At 71.2% G+C, this 22,269-nt stretch carries 13 protein-coding genes; 3 read left to right on the top strand and 10 right to left on the bottom strand.

Annotated elements, in window-relative coordinates:
• Nucleotides 1-154: 154 nt before the first annotated feature.
• Entirely contained in the window at nucleotides 155-1,939 is a 1,785-nt protein-coding gene (locus tag ABZT47_RS25590) for a 2-isopropylmalate synthase (RefSeq protein ID WP_354846994.1), read from the top strand.
• 125 nt (nucleotides 1,940-2,064) lie between these two features.
• Entirely contained in the window at nucleotides 2,065-4,866 is a 2,802-nt protein-coding gene (locus ABZT47_RS25585; RefSeq protein ID WP_354846920.1) for an AAA family ATPase, read from the top strand.
• Here the strand turns inward: ABZT47_RS25585 and ABZT47_RS25580 are convergent.
• The 9 genes from ABZT47_RS25580 to ABZT47_RS25540 all read right to left on the bottom strand — a co-directional run bounded on the left by ABZT47_RS25580 (nucleotide 4,808) and on the right by ABZT47_RS25540 (nucleotide 15,112).
• Nucleotides 4,808-6,046 (bottom strand): helix-turn-helix transcriptional regulator, encoded by a 1,239-nt coding sequence (locus ABZT47_RS25580; RefSeq protein WP_354846917.1) that lies wholly within the window; start codon nucleotides 6,044-6,046, stop codon nucleotides 4,808-4,810. The genes ABZT47_RS25585 and ABZT47_RS25580 overlap by 59 nt on opposite strands.
• 239 nt (nucleotides 6,047-6,285) lie before the next feature.
• Nucleotides 6,286-7,314 (bottom strand): isocitrate/isopropylmalate dehydrogenase family protein, encoded by a 1,029-nt coding sequence (locus ABZT47_RS25575; RefSeq protein WP_354846915.1) that lies wholly within the window; start codon nucleotides 7,312-7,314, stop codon nucleotides 6,286-6,288.
• A gap of 26 nt (nucleotides 7,315-7,340) precedes the next feature.
• Entirely contained in the window at nucleotides 7,341-8,510 is a 1,170-nt protein-coding gene (locus tag ABZT47_RS25570) for an aminotransferase class I/II-fold pyridoxal phosphate-dependent enzyme (RefSeq protein WP_354846912.1), read from the bottom strand.
• Nucleotides 8,507-9,133 carry a 3-isopropylmalate dehydratase small subunit gene (gene leuD / locus ABZT47_RS25565; protein WP_354846909.1) on the bottom strand — a complete coding sequence of 209 codons (627 nt, stop codon included), beginning with the start codon at nucleotides 9,131-9,133 and terminating at the stop codon, nucleotides 8,507-8,509. Before leuD ends, ABZT47_RS25570 begins: the two co-directional genes overlap by 4 nt.
• An 11-nt stretch (nucleotides 9,134-9,144) precedes the next feature.
• Nucleotides 9,145-10,542, bottom strand: a complete 1,398-nt coding sequence (gene leuC / locus ABZT47_RS25560; protein ID WP_354846907.1) for a 3-isopropylmalate dehydratase large subunit — start codon at nucleotides 10,540-10,542, stop codon at nucleotides 9,145-9,147.
• Nucleotides 10,539-11,726, bottom strand: a complete 1,188-nt coding sequence (locus ABZT47_RS25555; RefSeq protein WP_354846905.1) for a hypothetical protein — start codon at nucleotides 11,724-11,726, stop codon at nucleotides 10,539-10,541. The genes leuC and ABZT47_RS25555 overlap by 4 nt, the downstream gene beginning before the upstream one ends.
• A gap of 20 nt (nucleotides 11,727-11,746) precedes the next feature.
• Entirely contained in the window at nucleotides 11,747-12,898 is a 1,152-nt protein-coding gene (locus tag ABZT47_RS25550) for an FAD-binding oxidoreductase (RefSeq protein ID WP_354846903.1), read from the bottom strand.
• Between the two features lie 41 nt (nucleotides 12,899-12,939).
• The gene (locus ABZT47_RS25545) at nucleotides 12,940-13,149 is read right to left on the bottom strand and encodes an MbtH family NRPS accessory protein (RefSeq protein ID WP_354846901.1); all 210 of its coding nucleotides are present in this window, start codon (nucleotides 13,147-13,149) and stop codon (nucleotides 12,940-12,942) included.
• Nucleotides 13,130-15,112: a non-ribosomal peptide synthetase gene (locus tag ABZT47_RS25540; protein WP_354846898.1), complete on the bottom strand. Its 1,983-nt coding sequence runs from the start codon at nucleotides 15,110-15,112 to the stop codon at nucleotides 13,130-13,132. Before ABZT47_RS25540 ends, ABZT47_RS25545 begins: the two co-directional genes overlap by 20 nt.
• Nucleotides 15,113-15,524: 412 nt before the next feature.
• Between ABZT47_RS25540 and ABZT47_RS25535 the strand changes: the two genes are divergently transcribed.
• On the top strand, nucleotides 15,525-21,563 hold the full coding sequence (locus tag ABZT47_RS25535; RefSeq protein WP_354846895.1) for an amino acid adenylation domain-containing protein: 6,039 nt from the start codon (nucleotides 15,525-15,527) through the stop codon (nucleotides 21,561-21,563).
• On the opposite strand, the gene ABZT47_RS25530 is transcribed toward ABZT47_RS25535, so the two are convergent.
• Complete coding sequence (locus tag ABZT47_RS25530) at nucleotides 21,526-22,269, bottom strand: aspartate/glutamate racemase family protein (protein WP_354846892.1); 744 nt, start codon at nucleotides 22,267-22,269, stop codon at nucleotides 21,526-21,528. The two genes, ABZT47_RS25535 and ABZT47_RS25530, sit on opposite strands and share 38 nt — an antisense overlap.

Genomic DNA, 22,269 nt, shown 5'->3' with positions numbered 1-22,269 from the left:
CCGCCGTGCCCGTTCCGGCCTTCCCGTTCCAGGGCGGCGCGCGGCGGCGTACGGCGGAGTGAGGGGAGAAGGGAACCCGACAGTGACCACAGCCGATCCCGCGCCCGCCGGCCCCGGCGCCCGCGCGGCCGCTCGTTACCGCCCGTCCGCGCAGGTGGACCTGCCCGGCCGCCGCTGGCCCGGCAACGCCATCACCCGCGCGCCGCGCTGGCTGTCCACCGACCTTCGCGACGGCAACCAGTCGCTGGCCCGCCCGATGGGGCCCGAGCGCAAGATGGCGATGTTCGACCTGCTGGTGCGCATGGGGTACCGGGAGATCGAAATCGGCTTCCCGGTGGCGAGCCAGGACGACTTCACCTTCGTGCGCGCCCTCATCGACGGCGACCTCATCCCCGACGACGTGCGCATATCGGTGCTGGTGCAGGCGCGCGACGAACTGATCAGGCGCACGGTGGAGAGCCTGGAGGGCGCCCGCGCCGCCACGATCCACCTCTACAACGCCACCTCGCCGCTGTTCCGGCGGGTGGTGTTCGGGATGGACCGCGACGAGTGCAAGGACCTCGCGGTGCAGGGCACCCGGCTGGTGATGAAGTACGCCGACCGGCTGCTCGGCGGCTGCGACCTGGGCTTCCAGTACTCGCCAGAGCTGTTCAACGACACCGAGCCGGAGTTCTCGCTGGAGGTGTGCGAGGCGGTGATGGACGAGTGGGACCCCTGCGAAGGGCGCGAAATCATCCTGAACTTCCCCACGACCGTCGAGCGTTCCATGCCGAACGTCTTCGCCGACCAGATCGAGTGGCTCGACCTGCACCTGTCGCGCCGCGCGCACGTCTGCCTGTCGGTCCACCCGCACAACGACCGCGGCACCGGCGTGGCCTCGGCCGAGATGGCACTGCTGGCCGGGGCGCAGCGCATCGAGGGCTGCCTGTTCGGCAACGGGGAGCGGGCCGGCAACGTCTGCCTGGTCACGCTGGGGCTGAACATGCTCGCCCAGGGCGTGGACCCGGGCATCGACTTCGCGGACCTGGAAGGCGTGCGCCACACCGTGGAGGAGTGCAACGGACTGCTCGTCCACCCTCGTCACCCCTACGGCGGCGACCTGGTCTACACCTCCTTCTCCGGCTCCCACCAGGACGCCATCAACAAGGGATTCGACGCCCTGGAGCGCGCCGCCGCCGAGACCGGCGCCGACCCGCGGGAGCTGCCGTGGGAGATGCCCTACCTGCCGATCGACCCGCGGGACGTCGGCCGCACCTACGAGGCGGTGGTGCGGATCAACAGTCAGTCGGGCAAGGGCGGCGTGGCCTACATCATGGGCGCCTGGCACGGGATGAACCTGCCGCGCCCGCTCCAGGCCGACTTCGCCCGCGTCGTGCAGGCGCACGCCGACGCCGAGGGCGGCGAGGTCACCCCCGAGCGGGTCAAGGACCTGTTCGACCGCGAGTACCTGGAGTACCCGGCGCTGCCCGTCCCGCTGGTCTTCGCCGGTGACCCGGTGAGCGCCGAGCTGCACATCGACGCCGGCGGCTTCGATCCCGGCGACGCGCGGACGGCCCGCCTGAACGGCCTGAAGGAGGCCCTGGCCCGCTGGGGCGTCGAGGTGCGGGCCGTCCACCACACCGCCCGTGAGGGGGCGCGAGGAGATCGTGAGGCGAGCGCCGAGGTGGTGGTCTACGCCCAGTGCAGGGCCGGGGGCAGGTCGACGTGGGGCGCCGGCGTGGCCGCCGACGCCGGCGCGGCCGCCCTGTCGGCCGTTCGCTCGGCGATGACCCGGGCCCGCCTGGACGCCATCACCGCCACCGCCGTCCCCGAGGCTCCCGTCGTGCGCGAGGCTCCGGCGGCGCGCGTGCGGGCGCTCGCGGCCGCCGCCGCTCCCGTCGTCCCCGTCACCGTCCCCGCTCCCGCCCGTCCCGTCCGGCGTCGGCATCACCCCGGATAGCCGCTCGATAACAGCTGAAAGGCGCGCCAACCTAGCGTGGCAAGTGACACCAAATACCGACAAGCGCGGACAAATGGAAGGCGCCACGCGGCGACATGTAAAGACGTCAAAAAGGGAGGCTCGCCATGAGCCTGATCGAACGCCAGGAAGCGTTGACCTCTCTAGAGGGACTGCTCGCCAGCGCCATCATGGGCAAGGGGCGGGTGGCGCTGGTCAGCGGCACCGTCGCGACCGGTAAGAGCGACCTGCTGCACTCCTTCGCCGAGCAGGCCGCCGAGCTGGGCGCGCTGCCGATCACCGCGACCGGCTCGCTGGCGGAGAGGGATCTGCCCCTCGGCGTGCTCGGGCAGCTCATTCACGATGCCCCGCTGGTCATGGAGGAGCGCGACCGCGCCATGGCCCTTCTCGCGGAGGGGGCGCGCACCGTCATGCTGTCGGCCCCCGGCGGCGAACCGCTCAACCAGGTGGACGCCCAGATCGTCCACGCCCTGTGCACCGTGCTGCTCGAACTGTCCGAGCGCTACCCCCTCATGATCGTCGTGGACGACGTGCACCACGCCGACCGGGCCTCGCTGCTGTGCCTGGCCTACCTCTCGCGCCGGGTGCGCTTCGCCTCCATCGTCGCGGTCTTCAGCCACTCCACCCACGGCCGGTACGCGGAGAGCTCCTTCCCCACCGAGCTTCTGCGCCAGCCGCACTGCCGCCGTATCCAGCTCGCCCCGCTCACTCAGGCCGGGACCATGAGCGTCGTCGCCGAACAGGTCGGAAAGGACGCCGCCGAGCGGTTCGCCGTGGAGTGGTACGGGCTCAGCGGCGGCAACGCCCTGCTGGTCTCCGGCCTGGTCGAGGACTACCAGACCGCGGCCAGAAGCAGCGGGCGGCCGCCCTCCGAGCTGGTGCCCGGAGAGGGGTACGGGCAGGCGGTCGTCTCCTGCCTGCACCGTGCCGACGTCAAGATGCTCCAGGTGGCCTCGGGCCTGGCCGTTCTGAACCAGTCCGACTCGCTGGACCGGCTCCTCGGCACCGGGCAGGAGTACGTCAACCGCGAGCTGCACTCCCTGTCGGTCGCCGGCCTGCTGTCCATGGGCCGCTTCCGGCACGAGTCGGCGCGGACCGCCGTCCTGGCAGAGTTGGAGCCGGAGCAGCGGGCCGAGCTGCACCACCGCGCCGCGGTGCTGGCCTACGACGACGGCGGCGCCACCTCCGTCATCGCCGACCACATCCTCAACGCCGGGCGCGTGGAGGAACCGTGGGCCGTCGACGTCCTGGAGGACGCCGCGCGCCACGCCCTGCGCGAGGGCCGCGTCGAGCCCGCCGTCGCCTACCTGCGGCTCGCGTGCCGCCTCTGCGCCGACGACCAGCAGCGGGTCAGGATCACCACCGCTCTGATGCGCGCCGAGTGGCGGATCAACCCCAGCACGCCCACCGGGCACTTCTCCGAGCTGACCGACGCCCTGCACCGCGGCCAGCTGCGCGGCAGCGACGCCGTCGTGCTGGCCAAGGCCCTGCTGTGGCACGGCAGGTTCGCCGACGCCGAGGAGGTGCTCAAGCACCTGGGCGAGGCCGGTGAGGCGGGGGAGAAGCTCGACGCCGACGCCGTCACCGAGCTGGTGGTCACCCGCCCGTGGCTGCGCTGCTCCTACACCCCGTTCCTGTCCCACCTGCCCCAGGTGAGCGGCGAGCAGTCACGGGCGGCCATCCTGTCCGTGGCCGCCTACCGCAGGCTGGAGTCGTCGATCACGCTGGCCGCCGTGCTCACCCGCGGGCCGCGCGACGAGATCGTCAACGTGGTCGAGCGCATCCTGCGCGGCTCCCGCCTGGACGAGATGTCCATGGACACCGTGGAGAGCGCCCTGCTCGCGCTCACCTACGGCGGCCGTCCGGACAAGGCCGCCCCCTGGTGCGACCTGTTCATCGACGAGGCCTCCTCCCGGCACGCCCCGAGCAGGCAGGCCAGGCTGTCGGCGATCCGCGCCGAGATCGCCCTGCGCCAGGGCGACATGCTGGGCGCCGAGTTCCACGGGCGGCTGGCCCTGGACATCATCCCGCTGAGCGGCTGGGGCGTCGCCGTCGGCGGCCCGCTGTCCAGCCTGATCATCGCCTCGACGGCCATGGGCAAGTACGACGTGGTCAACGACCTGCTCGACCAGCCGGTGCCCGAGGCCATGTTCCAAACCCGGTGGGGCCTGCACTACCTGCACGCCCGCGGCCGGTACAGCATGGCCACCGACCACCCCCAGCTCGCGCTGCGCGACTTCCAGCGCTGCGGAGAGCTGATGGGCCGCTGGGACCTGGACGTTCCCTGGCTCATCCCGTGGCGGGCCGAGGCCGCCGAGGCGTGCCTGCGCCTGGGCCGGCCCGACCAGGCCCGCCGACTGGTGGAGGAGCAGATCAGGCGGTGCGGGACCAGCGCGCCCCGCGTGCACGGCATCGCCATGCGCCTGCTCGCCGCCACCAGCGAGCCCCGGCACCGGCCCATGCTGCTGCGCCAGGCCGGTGACCTGCTGCAGTCCGGCGGCGACCGATACGAGCTGGCCCGCGTGCTGGTGGACCTCACCGAGGCCTTCCAGGCGCTCGGCGAGTACCGCCGGGCCGGCATGATCGGCGGGCGGGCGCGCGCCGTCGCCCAGGAATGCCACGCCGACCCGCTGACCCGCTCGCTGGCCCGCGAGGGCGACGCGAGCACCGTCCCGGCGCCGGGCGCGGTGGCGGAGACGGCCGACGTGACGGCCATTCTCAGCGACGCCGAGCGGCGGGTCGCGGTGCTGGCCGCGGCCGGGTACACCAACCGCGAGATCGCCGACAAGCTCTACGTCACCGTGAGCACCGTCGAGCAGCACCTGACGCGCACCTACCGCAAGCTGGACATCACCAGCCGCGCGGAGCTGCCGTCGACACTGGAGCTCGGGACCTCGCTGCCAGCGTGAGGTCCAGCTCCCGCAGGGCGCGCGCCGCGCCGGTCTGCCTGGCCAGATCGAGAGCGCGGCGCGCCGCCTGCGCGCACCGCTCGCCCTCGTGGGCGTCGGCGTAGGCGTGGGCCAGACGGGCCAGGTCGTAGGCCGTCTCGCGGCTGCGCCCGGCCGTGGCGAGCTCCCGCTCCAAAATCTCGATCGCGTCGCCGGTATGGCCGAGGTCCAGCAGGCAGTCGGCGGCCAGCAGGTCGTGCAGGGTCCGGGAGTAGTCCCACCCGAACCTCGGGCGCTCCTCGGGTTCCTCCCCGGGCGGCTCGGCGGACTCATCCAGGCGCCGGCGGCACAGATCCTCCTCCCCGGCCATGGCGTGACCGAGCGCCTCGCGCAGACGCGCCATCGCCGCCAGGCCCGGCGAGGGGACGGCGTGCTCGCGGGCCGGGCGCTCCCGCGCCGCCACCGCGATCTCCACCACCTCTCCAGGGTCGGTCTCCGGGCCGGTGAGCCCGGCGCGACCCGCCAGTGTGTAGGCCACCAGCCGCTCGTCCTGCGCCTGGGCGGCCGAGCGCCGGGCGACGTCGGACCACCACAGCGCCCGCCGCAGGTCGCCGGCCTCGTACCACATGCGGCCCACGGCGTCGGCGTCCCGGGACGACAGCGTGATCAGCGACCTGCGCACGCCGCTCCCCGCCTCGCCGCGGAACCCCCGGAGCACGCCGAACACCGCCGACAGCGCGCCCGCCTGCTCGCCGGGCCGCAGGTCCGGCCGGTCGCACGCCTCGACCACGGCCGACAGGTAGGCCACCGTCGGCTCGTCGGCCCGGCGCGGGTCCTCGATCGCCCGCCCGGTGCGCTCCTCCTCCTCGGCGGTGAAGCGCCCGGGCAGCAGCGGGACGCCGGTGAGGTGGTGCCACAGCGTGGTGCCGGCGGGCTCCCCGCTCTCCTGGCCGAACAGCTCCCGCTCCCGCGCGCCGAACACCCCGCACAGCAGCTCGGCGTACCGGGGCGCCGGCCGCGCCTCGCCGGTCTCCCACGCGCGGATCATGGCGGTGAGGCCCTCCCCGGCGGGAAGGCGGTCACGGGTGTCGTCGTCCGCGGCGCCGGCCATCCGCCCGGCCAGGTCCTCGCGGCTCCACAGCCGACCCCGCCGCCACGCCCGCAGCCGCGCGGCCCACAGAGGGATGTCGATCCCGATCATCGCGCTCCTCCCGACATGCGTGAGAGTGGGCACGGACGATGCCCGCCTTCCATCCTTCGCCGTCCCCGCCCCGCCCTCATCCCCCAACTTGAGGATGAGAACGGCCCGTGGTGCCCGGGCGCCACCCGAGCGGCCTCCCGGGCGCGGCTCTCAAAGGGCTGCGGTATTCCTGACCAGCCGACCAGCCTCGAAGCGCTCCGCGGGAACGGCATCTTCGAGGTCGTCGAGGCAGACCAAGATCACCCGAGTTCGGCGCGAACGGCGGCGCCGGCCTCCCGGGTGCTCAATGAGCCGCCGATGTCGGGTGTGCAGCGCCCCGCCGACACCGCCGCCGACACCGCTCCCCGGATCGCCAGTGCGGCCTCCGTGAGGCCGATCCCCTCGCAGAGGAGCGCGGCACTGAGGATCGCTCCGAGGGGGTTCGCCGTTCCTCGCCCCGCGATGTCGGGTGCGCTGCCATGAACCGGTTCGTACACCCCGAAACCGGTCTCAGGGTTGAGGTTCGCCGATGCCGCCATGCCGAGGCCGCCGGCCAGCTGGGCGGTGAGGTCGCTCAGGATGTCACCGTAGGAGTTGCTGGTCACGATGACGTCGAATGCCGACGGGTCGGCGATGAGTCTCATCGCGGCCGCGTCCACGTACAGGTGGGAACAGTCGATGCCGGGGTTCTTCTCGACCGCGTCGCGCCAGCAGCGCTGCCACAGGTTCCCGCCGTTGGGGACGGCGTTCGACTTGTCCACGAGGCACACTGATTTGCGCGCCTTCGAGAAGGCGTAGTCGAGTACGCGTGAGACACCGTGGTAGGTGGTGACCTCCTCGTCGATCGCGATCTCGTGCGGTGTGTCGGCGCGCACCCTGCCGCCGACTCCGACGTACAGGCCTTCGGAGTTCTCCCGCACGATGACGCAGTCGACGTTCCTGCGGCGTTCGTCCCGCAGAGGGCTCAGCCGGTCCTCCCACAGGAACGCCGGCCGGTGGTTCACGTACAGGTCCAGCTCGAAACGCATCTTGATCAGCACGCCCCGGCCGTACTCCGAGTTGTTGACACCGGGGGCGCCGATGGCGCCGAACAGCACCGACTTCGAGGAACGGATCCGTTCGAAGTCCTGCGGGGACATGCCCGCCCCCGTTCTCCGGAACGTGGTGGCGTTGACCTCGTCGAGGTGATCGAACTCGAGTCCGAGCCGCATGTCGTCGAGGAGCCTGACGGCCTCGTCCGTCACCTCCGGCCCGATTCCGTCACCGGGTACAACAGCGATCACCGTCACTGTGGTCTCCTCAGAAAGCGTGGTCGTCATCGCTGGGGTTCCAGGGTCGCCAGCCGTCCCTGCGCGGTGTCGAGATATGCCTGCGGTTTGTTGAACGCGATACGAACGAAGCCGGAGTCCAATGTCCGGTCGGACAGGAAGAGCCGTCCCGGCGCGAGGAGCACGCCGAGGTCGGTCGCGAGCCTGTGGACGAAGGACCGGCAGTCCTCCCGGCCGTACGGCCCGAGGTCGGCGACCAGATAACAGCCTCCGCGGGGGCGTGAGCAGCCCAACCCCACACCGCGGAAGATGCGCAGCGCCCTGTCCCGCAGCCGCTGAAGCTCCGGCCGCGGATCCCAGTCGCGCCCGTCGAGCTGTTGCCAACGGGCCACGGCCTGTTGCAGGGGCACCGGGGCCCCTCCCGTCAGGCCGATGTGGATGCTCCGCAGGGAACGGGTGAGCGCGGCGGGGGCACGGAGGAAACCGATCCGCCAACCACTGATGGCGTGACTCTTCGAGAAGCTGCCGACCACGATCGCACGGTCCCGCAGGCCCGGCACGTCCGCCGCCGAGATGTGCCGCCTGCCGTCGTAGACGTACGACGCGTACACCTCGTCGGAGATGACCACCAGGTCGTGGCGCTCGCACAGTTCCGCGATGACCGCCCACTCGTCCTCCTCCAGGACGTGGCCGGTGGGGTTGTTCGGGGTGTTCACCAGGATCGCCCTGGTGCGTGGACCGATCGCGGCGGCGAGCGACGCGGCGTCCCACCGCCAGTCGGGTGGCCGGACCCGGACGAACCTCGGCACGGCCGACGCCGTCGCGATCGAGACGAGATAGGGCTCGAAGAACGGCTCGAAGACGACGATCTCGTCACCCGGGTCCAGGACGCCGAGCATCGCGACGGCCAGCCCTCCGGCCGTTCCCACCGTGATGGTGAGTTCGGTGTCGGGATCGGCCGGGGTCCGGAAGGACCGGCCCAGCGCCGCCCGGAGCTCCCCGTTGCCCCGCATGTCGCCGTACTGGTTGTTGCCCTCCCGCAGGGCGGCGCACGCCTGGTCGATCATCGCCTCCGGCGGCCGTGGCCATCCGGGGCTGCCGAGCGCGAGGTCCACCGCGCCCATTCTGCGCCCCGCCTCGATCAACTCGCTGAGGCCGTCGGCGGGGATGCGGGCCAGGCGGCGCGCGCCCGCGGCCCGGGGCGCTCCGCCTGTCACCGGGTGGCCGCTCTGGCCTGCGTCGCGCCACCGCCTCGCGGAATCTCGGGCAGCCACGACGGCCGGCTCCGCTCGTAGTCGGCGATGTCGGCCGCGTTGCGCAGGGTCACCTCGATGGTGTCGAGCCCGTTGAGGAGCAGCCAGCGTGCCCGTTCGTCGATGTCGAACGACCAGCGGTCCCGTCCGGCGCTCACCTCGCACGTCGTCAGGTCGATGCTGATCTCGAAGGCCGGATCGGCTTCGGCGCGGTCCATCAGCGACGCGACGGCCTCCTCCGGCAGGACGACCGCCAGCAGGCCGTTGCGCAACGCGTTGCGATGGAAGATGTCGCCGAACCGGGTCGAGATGACCGCCGCCAGCCCCCAGTCGCGCAGCGCCCAGACCGCCTGCTCACGCGAGCTTCCAGTGCCGAAGTTCGTGTCCGCGATCAGCACCGTCGCGCCTTCGTGCTCCTTGGAGTTGAAGATGAAGCCGGGGTCCTTGCGCCACCGCGCGAACAGGGCGTCCGAAAGGCCGTGCCGCGAGATCCGCTTGCCGAACTCGGCCGGAATGATCTGGTCGGTGTCGACATTGCTGCGCCGGAGCACCAGCGCCCGGCCGGTATGTGTGAGGAACGGTTCCATTGTGCCTGCTCTCAGACCAGATCGTGGGGGGCGGTGAGCCTGCCGGTCACTGCGGTCGCCGCCGCGACGGCGGGCGACACCAGATGGGTGCGGGCCCTGCCGCCCTGGCGCCCCTCGAAGTTCCGGTTCGACGTGGACGCCACCCGTTCGCTGCCGGAGATCCGGTCGGGGTTCATGCCGAGGCACATGGAGCAGCCGGGCAGGCGCCACTCGGCGCCCGCCGCCTGGAAGACCTCGTGCAGGCCCTCCTGCTCGGCCTGGGCGCGCACCCGGCCGGAGCCGGGCACCACGAGCATCCGGACACCGGGTTTGACCCGGCGGCCACGCAGGATCTCGCCCGCCGCTCGCAGATCCTCGATCCGCCCGTTCGTACACGAGCCGATGAACACGACGTCGATCGGGATGTCACGCATCCGGGTCCCGGGCCGGAGATCCATGTACTCCAGCGCGCGCTCGGCGCTGGCCCGTTGCGCCGGGTCGGTGAACGACTCGGGCGAGGGCACCGCCGCGTTCAGTGGCAAGGCGTGCCCGGGATTGGTTCCCCACGTGACGTGCGGGCTGAGCTCGGAGAGGTCGACATGGACCACGCGGTCGAAGGCGTCCGGGTCGTCGGTCACCAGCGTCTCCCACTCCGACACCGCCTCCTGCCAGGCCGCGCCGGACGGCGCGTAGGGCCGGTCCCTCAAGTAGTCGAGCGTGATGTCGTCCGGCGCGATCATCCCGGCGCGCGCACCGGCCTCGATGCTCATGTTGCACATGGTCATCCGGCCTTCTATGGACAGTGAGCGCACCGCCTCGCCGCGGTACTCGATAAGGAAGCCCTGGGCGCCGTTGGTGCCGACGGCGCCGATGACCGCGAGGATCATGTCCTTGGCCTCGGTCCCCGCCGGGGGCAGGCCGGTGAACTCGACCGCCATGGTGCGGGGACGGGCGACCGCGAGCGTCTGCGTGGCGAGCACGTGCTCGACATCACTGGTGCCCACCCCGAATGCGAGCGCGCCGAGGGCGCCGTGGGTCGAGGTATGACTGTCACCGCACACCACGAGCATTCCGGGGTGTACCAGTCCGAGTTCGGGACCGACGACGTGCACGATGCCCTGGCTGGCGTCACCGATGGAGTACAGCTCGATGTCGTACTCGGCGCAGTTGCCGCGCAACGCCTCGATCTGCGCCCTGCTCGCGTCGTCGCCGATGGTCAGCGAGCGGGTCGGCACATTGTGGTCCTCGACCGCGAGCGTCAGCTCCGGGCGCCGGACCCGGCGGCCGGACAGCCGCAGACCCTCGAACGCCTGGGGCGAGGACACCTCGTGGATCAGATGCAGATCGATGTAGAGCAGATCGGTCCGCTCGTCCAGCGCGCGGACGACGTGGCGCCGCCACAGCTTCTCGGCCAGCGTACCGCCGCTCATCGGGCCACCCTCGCGGTGCCCGCGACCTCGGCGATGATCTCCTCGCGCAGGACACCCGGCTCGACGCAGTCGCCGTCGGGACGGCCGTTGACGTACTTCTCGTACAGCGAGTCCACCGTGGCGTCGTCGAGGTCGAGTCCGGCCTGCGCGGCGACGTGCCGCAGCACCGCGCGGCCGGAATGGCGGGCGACCAGCAGCTGCGACTCGCGGCCGAACCGGCTCGGCTCGACGTACTCGTAGGTCAGCGGGTTCTGCAGCATCCCCTGCTGGTGCATGCCCGCCGCGGTGGAGAAGGCGTAGGTGCCGAACAGCGCCTTGTTGCGCGGCTCTTCGAGTCCGATCGCCGCGCGGACCGCCGAGTAGACCTCGTACATCCCCTCGGTCTTGACGTCGGTCGTGGCCCCGTAGACGTCGCTCTTGTACGCCAGCAGGCCGATGACCTCCTCAAGGGCCGTGTTGCCCGCGCGTTCGCCGATGCCGCCCAGCGTCACCTGGACCTCGTCCGCGCCGGACTCGATGGCGGCCATGGTGTTGGCCAGCGCCAGCCCGAAGTCGTTGTGGCAGTGCACGGTGAGGCTCGCCGTCGCCGGGGCCCACTCCCGGACCGTCGCGACCAGCTCCCCGAACTCGGCCGGTGTCGAGCACCCCATCGTGTCCCCGACTCCGACCTGGGTGGCGCCGGCCTCCAGAGCGGTCTCGACGGTGGCACGCAGCAGGTCGAGTGAACCGCGGCTGGAGTCCTCCATCGCCAGGGTGATGAACGGGACGCCGAGCGAGGAGGCGAGCGAGATGGCGTCGCGCAGCTCACGCAACGCGGTGTCACGGGTGATGCCGCGCTTGTGCTCAAGGTGGATCTCGCTGGCGGTGGCGATGACCTGCAGCTGATGGTTCCTCGTGCCCGCCGCCTCGACCGCGGTCTCGACGTCACCGCGGGTCGCCCGGCACAGGGTCGCCACCCGCGCGGTGGTGAGCGCCTCGGAGATCAGCCGGGTGGCTTCGACGTCCTTGGCGGACGAAGCGGGGAATCCGGCTTCCACGGCGTCCACGCCGAGTGCCTCGATCCGCAGGGCGAGATCGAGTTTCGTCCGCGGGCTCATCGCGTTGCGCGGAGCCTGCTCGCCGTCCCGCAGGGTCGTGTCGAAAATCGAGATGCGCCGCGGTGCGCGGCCGGTGCCATTAGCCATCCCCAGCTCCTTGTCGTCGGTCACACCACGTTCAGTTCGGGGCGGTTCGCGGCGTCGGCGAACCGGCCCGCGTGAAAGCCGCTGATGTCGGTGAAGGTCGGCCGCTGCAGGTAGAGGTCGCGCAGGACCTCCCCGACGGCGGGGCCCATCATGAAGCCGTGTCCGGAGAACCCGGCGGCGTAGAGGAAACGGCCGTCGCTGCCGGCCCCGATCAGCGCGTTGTGGTCGGGAGTCATCTCGTACAGGCCCGCCCAGCCGGTGGTGAGGCCCACCTCCGCGAGAGCGGGGGCCCTTCGCTGCACAGCCGTGGCGACCCCCTCCAGCCAGCTCTCCGACCAGCTGGTGTCGAAGCCCGGCTTCTCGTTCGGATCGGACATGCCCAGCAGTAGCCCGGCGCCCTCGGCGCGGAAATAGAAGGCGGTGCCGAAATCGATGGTGAAAGGCGTCGCCGGATCGACGCCGTCCATCGGCTCGGTGAGCACGATCTGCCGTCGCAGTGGGAAGACGGGCAGGTCGGCGCCGGCCCACGCGCCCACCTCGCGAGACCAGGGACCGGCCGCGCAGATGACCGTGTCGGTCTCGATCCGGCCGCCTTCGGTGTCGACCGCGACGATCCGGTCCCCGTCGCGCTCGATACCGGTCGCGGCGCAGTGGGTGACCAGCCGCGCACCGAGCCTGCGGGCGGCGGTGGCGAATCCCAGCACCACCGATTCGGGGGTGCAGTGGCCGTCGGTCGGCGAGTACACGGCCGCCACGAGCCCGTCGGTGCCGATCAACGGTGACAGGCGCCGCGCCTCGGCGACCGATACCATCCGGCTGGGCACGCCGAGGTCGTTCTGGAGGGCGACGGCCGACTCGAACTCGGCCACGGTCTCCGGCCGGTCCAGCAGGAACAGGTAACCCACCTGACGCAGGTCGATGTCCTGGCCGAAGCGTTCGCCGAAGCGCTCGTAGGTCTCAAGACTGCGCGTCGCCAGCTCGATGTTGACGCGGTCGGAGAACTGGGCGCGGACCCCACCCGCCGCGCGGCAGGTGGATCCGGACCCGAGGGCACCGCGCTCGATCAGGACGACGTCACGCACTCCGGCGGCGGCCAGGTGGTAGGCGGCGCTGACTCCGATGACTCCGCCGCCGATGATCACGACGGACGCCCCTGCGGGAACTCTGGTCATATGACGCCTCACCATCCATCTGCCGTCGGACGCCGGCCTGTTCAGGAGCCCGCCATGCGCTCACGCAGACTGCGCGGCCGCATGTCGGTCCACACCGTTTCGATGTAGCCGAGACAGTCCCGTTTCGAACGGCCCGTTCCCACCGCTTCCCAGCCGGCCGGGACCTCCCGGTCCTCCGGCCAGATCGAGTACTGCTCCTCGTCGTTCACGACGACCAGGTAGGACCGGTCGTCATCTTCGGTCGAGGTCATCTGCCCGCTCTCCTTTCCGTTCCTCGGCAGGGGGGTGGTCCGTGGTCGAGTGCTCGGCGAGCAGCCGTTCGATCTCGTCGTCGGACATCTCGTCGACCTGACGGAGCAGCCGGGCGATCGCCTCGATCCGCCCCGGCGTACCGGCGCGACGGACCACGTCGGCGAACGACGCGATCGTGGGCGCGCCGAACAGGGCGCGCACGGACAGGTCGACGTCGAAGGTCGCGTTGACGCGAGCGATCACCTGGTGCGCGAGCAGCGAATGCCCGCCCAGCGTCAGGAAGTTCGCGTGGACGTCGATCCGGCCGGGTTCCGGCAGGTCCAGCACCAGGGCCCAGGTCGTGGCGATCAGCTCCTCGACCGGATCCCGGGGTGTGTCGGCGCCGGCCGACTCGGGCACCGGGAGATTGCCGACGTCTATCTTGCCGTTCGGCGTGAGAGGGAGGCGTCGCAGCGGCACGAGGACCGCCGGAATCATCGGACCCGGCAGGTGGTCCACCAGATGTCCGCGTACGGCGTCGATGTCGATCGTCCCACCCGCCACGGGGGTGAGGTAGCCGACAAGGTAGGTGTTCTCCCGCTCGCCGGCGCACGCGGTGACCACGGCTTCGGATACCGCCGGGTGGTCCCGCAGCCTGGCTTCGATCTCCCCGGTCTCGACGCGGACACCGCCGATGCTGACCTGGCCGTCGCTCCGCCCGACGAACTCGATCGCGCCATCGGAGCGGTGACGGGCGAGATCGCCCGTCCGGTACATCCGCTCACCCGGCCGGGTGGCGAACGGATCGGGGACGAATCGCTCGGCGGTCAGCCTCGGGCCGCCCAGATACCCGCGGGCGAGGCTCGTCCCGGCGATGTGCAGTTCACCGGTGACGCCGGGGGGGACGGGGCGCAGGGCGTGGTCCAGGATGTAGGCGCGGACGTTGTCGATCGGCCGCCCGATCGAAGGCGCCCGCCGCGAACCGGTGCGCGGCGAGACGACGCCGGCCGTGGTGACCACGCTGGCCTCGGTCGGTCCGTAGTGGTTGACCAGCTCGTATCCGGCGTCGGGCGCGGGCCGCTCGCCGAGCCGGTCACCGCCGGTGAGCAACGCGCGCAGCACCAGACCCGGTGGCGGCGGCAGCCTCAGAACCTCCGCGGCGAGCGGGGTCGGCAGGAATGTGACGGTGACCTGCCGGTCCGCCAGCCAACTCAGCAGCAGGTCCGGCCGTAGCCGCACGTCGTCCCCGGCGATGTGCAGGGTCGCTCCGGCGGCCAGCGCGGGCCAGATCTCCCACCCCGAAGCATCGAATCCGACGGCGGCGCACTGCCCGATGTGGTCAGTGGGGCCGATTCGGTAGGTATCCAGGTGCCACGCCACCAGATTGGCCAGACCCGCGTGCGTGACCGCGACGCCCTTGGGCCGTCCCGTCGATCCGGATGTGTAGATGACGTAGGCCAGGTTGCGGGGATCCACCGGAGCGTCGCTCAGCTCACCGCCGCGGGCGCCGGGGCGCAGGACCCGGACGCCCTCGGGGACGGAGAGCCGTGCGCGGATGTCGTCCGTGGTGATCAGGAGTAGAGCGCCGCAGTCCGTCAGCATGTACTCGAGGTGCGCGTCGGGGTAGTCCGGATCCAGCGGTACGTAGGCGCCGCCCGCCTTGAGCACGGCCAGCATGGCGATGACCAGTTCGGGTGAGCGCGGCAGGCAGATCGACACGGCGACATCCGGGACCACGCCCGCCTCACGTAGCCGGCGGGCCAGCCGGGCGGCGGCGGCGTCGAGTTCCCCGTAGGTCAGTGACCGTGTCCCGTCGGTCACGGCGACCGCGTCCGGGCGCTGCGCGGCCTGCGCCGCGATCCGGACCTGGACCGGGATGACAGGCCGTGTCACCTCGGTCGCGTTCCACTCGGTGATCTGCCGGCGGTACTCCTCCGAGGGCGGCGCGGGCGGGCCGGTCGCTTCGTCGGTGGGCTCAAGCATCACGGCCTCTTTCACGAGTTTCGCTGCTCGCCCATGGTGAAATGCGCGCCTGTCATGGCACGGACGTGTGAAGGTCACCGAGATCAACGACTCGGGCGCAGGTATCCGCTGGTGATCGAGACCGGTGCCGGGTCGGGTACGGGTCGCCTACGGAATGATTGTCCGGACGGCGGGGAAAGCCGGGTGCTCGTGTGCCGCACAGCGGGCGCGATGCGGCCCTGGCCGTCGTCCCATCCCCGTACTCGACCCGTAACGGTCCCATGCACACCGACGGTGATGTGCCCGACCAGCGGTGTCGTCGCGGCCGGCCGACCACGCGCGCGTCGGTGCCGTACCGGTGCGCGAGGTCATGATGGGCACCGAAGCCGGTGAGCCCGCTTCACCTGGCGGCGGAAGTGGAGGGCATCGCAGGATGAGCGCAGATGCACAGGCTCGAGCGGTCGCGAACAGGCAGCGGTTGCTGGATCTTCTGATCACCAGGGAAGGCCGCTCGAATCGGATCACTCCTGCCGACCGGGCCGTGGACCTGCCGCTCTCGTTCGCCCAGCAACGGCTGTGGACCCTCGACGGCCTGCTGCCCGAGCGCTCCCTGTACAACGCGCCCCTGGCCTACCGGATACGCGGCGCGCTGGACCTCTCCGCCCTGCGCAGGGCGTTCACGGGCGTGGTCGCCCGCCACGAGGCGCTGCGGACCACCTTCGCCGTGCGCGCGGGAAACCCCGTCCAGGTGATCGGCGCCCCCCGCCCCATCGACATCCCGGTGGTGAGTCTGGCCGGGAGGCCGGACAGGGAGGCCGAAGCCGTCCGCCGGTCCATGGCCGAGGCGAGGGTTCCCTTCGACTTGCAGACCGATCGGCCGCTTCGGCTCGAGCTGATCGAACTGGCCACCGACGACCATGTTCTGCTGATCACACTGCACCACATCGTGACCGACACCTGGTCGCTCGGCGTGATGTTCGGTGAGATCGCCACGCTGTACGCCGCGGCACGCGACGGAGTCTCGCCGGCCCTGCCGGACCTCGCCGTGCAGTACGCGGATTTCGCCCTCTGGCAGCGCCGGACGATGTCCGGTGCACGCATGCGAGGGGAGCTCGCCCACTGGAGCGACCGGCTGGACGGCACACCCCAGATCCTCACCCTCCCCTCGGATCGGCAACGCCGTGCCGTGCCGTCCTTCGGCGGTGCGGAGCACGTCTTCACCGTGCCCGAGCCGACTGTGGCGCTGCTGCGGTCGATCGCCACGGCACAGGACGCGACGTTGTTCATGGTGCTGCTGGCCGCGTTCAAGGCGCAGCTCTCCCGGTACTGCGGCGAGACCGACATCGTCGTCGGCTCTCCGGTCGCCGGCCGCGGCCACGTCGACCTGGAGCCGCTGATCGGCTTCTTCGTCAACAACCTGGTGCTCAGGACCGACCTGGCCGGCGACCCGCCGTTCACCGAGCTCATCAGGCGGGTCCGCCGCACCGCACTGGACGCCTACGACCACCAGGAACTGCCGTTCGAGAAACTGGTGGACGAACTGCGGCCGACGCGCAACCTGAGCGTGCACCCGCTGGCTCAGGTGAACTTCCAGGTCTACGAGAGGCAGAACCTCGACCCGGCCCGGTTTCCCGCGGCGGACCGTACCTCGGCGCACGGCGAGGACCTGCACCTGGCCGGCCTGCACGTCGAGTCGCTGCCCGTGGCGACGCGCACGAGCAAGTTCGACCTGTCCGTCGAATTCGGCGAAAGCGGGCGGGACCTCACCGGCCGGATCGAATACTCCACCGACCTGTACGACGGGTCCACCATCGAGCGGTTCGCCGACAACCTCACCGCCCTGCTCGAAGGAATCGCGGCCGGTCCGGACAGCAGGCTGTCCGAACTGCCGCCGTTCGCCGAGCGGGAGCGCGTGCGCGTCCTGGAGGAGTGGAACGACACCGCCCGGCCGGGTACCGACGGACGATGCTTGCACGAACTCGTACAGGCGCAGGCGGAACGCGTGCCGGACGCGGTCGCCGTGATCGCCGAGGACGTTCGGCTGACCTACCGGGAGCTCGACGAAAGCGCCAACGCGCTGGCCCACCACCTCCGCGCGCTCGGCACCGGGACCGAGTCGATGATCGGCGTCTGTGTCGAGCGGTCCGCTGAGTTCGTCATCGCCGCCCTCGCCGTCCTCAAGGCCGGCGGCGTCTACCTGGGACTCGATCCGGACCAGCCCGTCGACCGGCTGGCCTCGCTGCTCACCGACGCCGGTGCGTCGATGCTGATCACCCGGACCCGGCCGGCCACGCTTTCCGCGGTGGACGGCATGGGGACCTACGTCTTCGAACGCGACTGGGCCACCACGGAGAGATTCCCCACCACGCCGCCGGTCGGCACCACCGTCCCGCAGAACCTCGCCTACGCCATCCACACGTCGGGCTCCACCGGCCGTCCCAAGTGCGTCGTCACGCCGCACGCCGGCATCGTCAACTACCTGACCTGGTTGCAGAGCGAGCACGGACTGTCCGCGGGGGACCGGGTGCTGCACAAGGCGCCGTTCGGGTTCGACGTGTCGGTGTGGGAGATCTTCTGGCCGCTCAGCGCCGGAGCCACCGTGGTGCCGGCCCGGCCCGGCGAGCAGGGGAATCCGAGATACCTCGTCGACCTGATCAGGCAGGCGCGGATCACCGTCGCGCACTTCGTGCCCTCCGTGCTGCGATTCGTCGTCGCCGAGTCCGCCGCCGCGGAGTGCGCGGAACTGCGTCTGGTGATCTGTGGCGGCGAGGCCATCACCACGGACCTGGTGAGCCGCTTCCACCGGACCTTCGACGCCGTGCTGCACAACCAGTACGGCCCTGCCGAAGCCTCCATCCAGGTCACCGGGTGCGATCTGCGGCCGGGAGAGGAGAAGGTCTCGCTCGGCCGTCCGGTGTGGAACACCCGGGTGTACGTTCTTGACGCCGCCGGAAGCCCTGTCCCGCAGGGCGCCATCGGTGAGCTGTACCTCACGGGTGTCCAACTCGCCCGTGGTTACCACGACCAGCCGGGCATGACCGCCGAACGGTTCCTGCCCGACCCCTTCGGCGCACCGGGCGGCCGGATGTACCGCACCGGTGACCTTGTCCGGTGGCTTCCCGACGGGACGCTGGAGTTCCTCGGCCGCACCGACCACCAGGTGAAGATCGGTGGCGTCCGCATCGAGCCCGGCGAGATCCAAAGTCACCTGACGGCCGATCCCGCCGTTCGCCAGGCCGTCGTGGTGGCGAGGCAGGACGCCTCCGGTGACAAGCGGCTGGTGGCCTACGTGGTCCCGCACGGCATCGCCGACCCCGGCCGGTTGCCCGCGGCGCTGCGGGCCGGCCTGTCGGGTCGTCTGCCGGGTTATCTGGTGCCCTCGGCGTTCGTCGTCCTTGATTCCCTGCCCCTCAACCGCAACGGCAAAGTGGACGTGGGCGCGCTTCCGCCGCCCGCCGTTGCGCCTGACCGTCCGGTGGTGGTCGCACCGCGCACCAGGGCGGAGCGGGTACTGGGCGAGGTGTGGCAGGCGGTGCTGCGCCTGGACGAGGTGGGCGTGCACGACAACTTCTTCGCGCTCGGCGGTGACTCGATCCGCGCGATCGAGGTGACGTCACTGGCGGCCGCCTCCGGGCTGCGGCTGCGCCCCAACCAGCTGTTCCAGCACCAGAGCCTCGCCGAGCTGGCCTCGGCCGCGACCGAGACCGAGACCGAGACCGACGGCGAGGAGGCGGCCCAGCGGGGTGAGGTCACCGGGCCGGTGGGCCTCACCCCGATCCAGCGTTCCTTCGTCTCGGTCGGCGACGCCCGCCGGGACTACCAGACGCAGTACCTGGCCCTGGAGATCATCGCGGACCTGCCCGCCGAGATCATCGGTACCGCGGTCGACCACCTGGTGCGGCACCATGACATGCTCAGGGCGAGACTGGTCTTCGACGGCGGGTCCTGGACCCAGACCGTGGAGGCGTACCGGCCAGAGGACCGGCTGGCCCGGGTCACAGTGGACGCCCCTGACCTCGACGCCCTGCTGGACGACCACGCGACGAGGGCGGCCGAATCGCTCGACCCGCTGGCGGGCCGGATGGCCCGGGCGGTGTACCTGGAACGTCACGGCACCAGGCCCGTGCTGCTGATGGTCGTCCACCACCTCTGCGTCGACGCCGTCTCGTGGCGCATCCTGACCGAGGACCTCGATTCTGTGTGCCGTCAGCTCCTCGACGGCCGGACCGACCCCGTGCTGCCCGCCAGGACCACCTCCTTCCCGACATGGGCGGAGCGCCTGCACGATATGGCCCGCTCTCCCGAGCTGGCCGGCGAGGCAGGTTACTGGCGGTCCACGATTCCCCGCGAGCCGGAGTCTCTGCCCCGTGACGGTGCGGGGACGCCCGGCCGAGGCACCTACGGCGACGCGGAGCGCTTCCAATCCGAAGTGCCCCGCGACATCACCCGTGCCCTGATCGAGGAGGTGCCCGACGTCTACCGGACCCAGGTCAACGACGTGTTGCTGACGGCGCTGGCGCTGGCGTTCGGCACGTGGACCGGTTCACCGCGGCTGCTGGTGGATCTGGAGGGCCATGGCCGGGAACCGCTCTTCGACGACGTCGACCTCACCAGGACCGTCGGCTGGTTCACCTCGGTCTTCCCGGTGTACCTGGACCTGCCCGACCCCGCCGACGTCGGCGGATGCCTGGTCGCGGTGAAGGAGACGTTGCGCGCGGTTCCCCGCCGCGGCATCGGCCTCGGCCTGCTGCGCGACATCCGCGCGGACGAACACCGCCTCGACGATCTTCCACAGGCCGAGGTCCTGTTCAACTACCTCGGGCGGATCGGCACTCCCTCCGGCGGGGACGCCCTGGTCCGCCAGGTACCGGATCCGGTGCGGGCCGGGAACGCGCCGAGCCGGCCGCGTACCCACCTGATCGAGGCGTACGCCCGGATCCAGGACGGGCGCCTTGTCGTGCACTGGTCCTACGATCGCAACGTCCACGACCGGAGCCGCATCGAAGGCGTCGCCGGCGAGTTCACCAGGGCGCTGGAACGGATCGTCGAGTTCTGCCGGCTTCCGGACAGCGGAGGGCGCTCCGCGTCGGACTACCCGCTCACCGGCCTGTCCACCGCGGAGGTGCGGCGGCTCTTCGGTTCCTGCCGTGGCGTCGAGGACATCTACCCGTTGTCCACCCTGCAGACGGGAATCCTGTTCCACACGCTCACCGCGGCCAACGCCGACGTCTACCTGACGCAGGTGAGCTGGGAACTCGGTGACATCGACGCGGAGGTGATGGCCCTGGCCTGGCAGGAGGTGACCCGCAGGACCGCCATGCTGCGTACCCGGTTCACCTGGAAGGCCGTGTATCCGGCGCTCCAGGTGGTCGAGCGGGATGTGCGCCTGCCGGTCACGCGTCTGGACTGGTCGGACCGCGACCCCGACCGGCAGCGGTCGGCCCTGGAGGACCTGCTCGACGACGGCAGGCGCAATCCCTTCGACCTTGAGCGAGCCCCGATAGCCAGGATCACACTGATCAAGATCGGTCCGGGGAACTGGCGTATCCTTCTGGAAACCCACCACATCCTGCTCGACGGCTGGAGCATCACCATGCTCATCGGCGACGCGCTGGCCGTCTATCAGGCGTTGGTATCGGGCGCGGAGTTACGGCTGCCCGCCCGCCGTCCGTTCCGGGACTTCATCGCCTGGCAGGGGGAGCGCGAGACCGGCATGGACGAGAGGTACTGGCGGAACTACCTCGCGGGGTTCACCGAACCGACGACGCTGCCCGTCGAGCCGTCCGAAGCCGCGGGGTACGGCGTTCACCACCGCGAGCTTCCGGCGGAGCTGTCCTCCGCGGTGCAGGAGTGCGCGCGACGCCTGCGCATCACCCCCAGCACGCTCTTCCAGGCCGGCTGGTCGCTGATGCTCGGCCGGTACACGAACGCCACCGATGTGGTCTTCGGAGCCACGGTGTCCGGCCGGGCGGACCTGCCGGGGATGGAGCAGATGATCGGCCTGTTCATCAACACGCTGCCGGTCCGCGTCCGGCTGGGAGCCGGTGACCAACGGCTCGACGACTGGCTGCGGGAGATACAGACGGACCGGACCCGGATGCCGTCCGAACAGACCTCACTGGCCGACATCACCGCGTGGAGCGAGACCCCGCCGCGGCGGCCACTGTTCGACAGCATCGTGGTGGTCGGGAACTACCCGGTCGACGATGGGATCCGGACCGCGCTGGGCGGTATGTCCGCGGGTGCCCTGCGGGTACGCGAGATGAACAACTACCCGCTCAGCCTGATCGTCAACGGCGGGGCACCGTACGAGTTCGAGATGCAGTACGACCGGAGCGCGTACGGCCCAGCGATGATCGAGGACATCGACAGGTGCGTCACCTCGGTGCTGCGGATGATCGTCACCGATCCCGGCATGACCCTCGCCGAACTGGTCACCGCGGTCGGTCACCGCCCGCCGCAGGGTCGCTGATGGCGGCGATCGTCGCCGCGGCGATCGCGTCGGTGACCGGCACGACGGCGGCGCTCGGCCCGTCCGGCGTCCACAGCGGCGGCAGCTCGGTGCACCCGAGCAGAACGGTGAGACCACGCCTGCGGTAGCGGCGGATGAGCCCATCGAGAACCTCCACCTCGGCCGGACCGGTCCGGCCGCTCTTCACCGCGAGGATGAGCCGGTCCAGCGTCTCCTGCTCCGCGCTCGTGGGGTAGTGCAGTTCGACGTCGTCCGGCCACGAGGGCTCGTACAGGCGTTGCCGCCGGGCCGGTGACGTGCAGAACACCACGCACCGGGTGACGCCGCGGGCGGACAGGTCCCGGGTGGCCGCCCGCAGCCCGTCGACGATGGTGGCGCCGGTCTGCCGCTGGATGTCCACCCGGTAGGCGTGGGTCGTCGCCGAGGCGAGCGCCACCACCGTGCATCCCAGCGACTGCAGGGCCCTGGTCGCCGCGACCAGGTGGGGGAGAGGCGATCCGGCGCCGGGCACACCGCCGAGATGCCCGATCCGGCTGGGGAACGGCCGGCTGAGCAGGACGGCGGAGAAGTGGTCCTGGTCCGTTTCGGCCGCGGTCAGCCGGACGAACCGCTCGTACAGGTGGGCTCCGGCCAGCGGGCCGACACCGCCGACGATCCCGGCGACCGGAGCGGTCCGCATGCCGGTGCCGGTGTTCGGATCCGTCAA

It is taken from the genome of Sphaerisporangium sp. NPDC005289, from assembly GCF_040607455.1.
In the GTDB taxonomy this organism is placed as follows: domain Bacteria; phylum Actinomycetota; class Actinomycetes; order Streptosporangiales; family Streptosporangiaceae; genus Sphaerisporangium; species Sphaerisporangium rhizosphaerae.
Note: the sequence above shows the minus strand (reverse complement) of the source record. Positions and strands in the feature narration are given on the sequence as shown.